Source organism: Bacillus pseudomycoides DSM 12442, assembly GCF_000161455.1.
GTDB lineage: Bacteria > Bacillota > Bacilli > Bacillales > Bacillaceae_G > Bacillus_A > Bacillus_A pseudomycoides.
Genome location: NZ_CM000745.1, coordinates 5513301 through 5513856, shown reverse-complemented (window position 1 = coordinate 5513856; position 556 = coordinate 5513301). Strand labels below are relative to the sequence as shown.

Below are 556 nucleotides of genomic sequence, written 5' to 3'. Positions count from 1 at the left end.
AGGGATTATGGATGACGACAAGTTCCGGAAAAACACTGATGTTTCCAGCTGTTACGTTCCCGTATGGACAAGAAATCATTGAGGAAGTGATCATAACTCAATTACAGTGTGAAAATAAGAAAAAACACGGTAAACCAATTACGTGGTCTGTGGAAGACTATGGGGAATATTACATTGTAAAATGTTTAGTCGATGTACCGGAAAATCCTCACACAAATTATAGTAAATCAGATGGTGTCATTGGTTTGGATTGTAATCTTGAGCATTTTGCGTGGGCGAATGTAACGAAGGATGGGAATTACAAAGGAAGTGGTTCCCTTGGTTTTTCTATCATGGGTAAATCCACAGGACAAATCACAAAGATCATCGAAGTGGAAGCGATTCGCTTAGTGGACTTAGCGGAGCGGTATAACAAGCCGATTGTCATCGAGAAGTTAGATACAACCCAATCGAAAACAGGGAATCGATATGGAAATAAACATGCGAATCGAATGAGGAGTATGTTTGCTTATGAGAAGATGACAAGTGCAATTCTGAATCGTGCAGATAAAAGGGG

At 39.9% G+C, this 556-nt stretch carries 1 pseudogene; it reads left to right on the top strand.

The window, feature by feature from the left end:
* Nucleotides 1-556 (top strand): annotated as a pseudogene (locus BPMYX0001_RS33480) (IS200/IS605 family accessory protein TnpB-related protein); the annotation flags it as partial.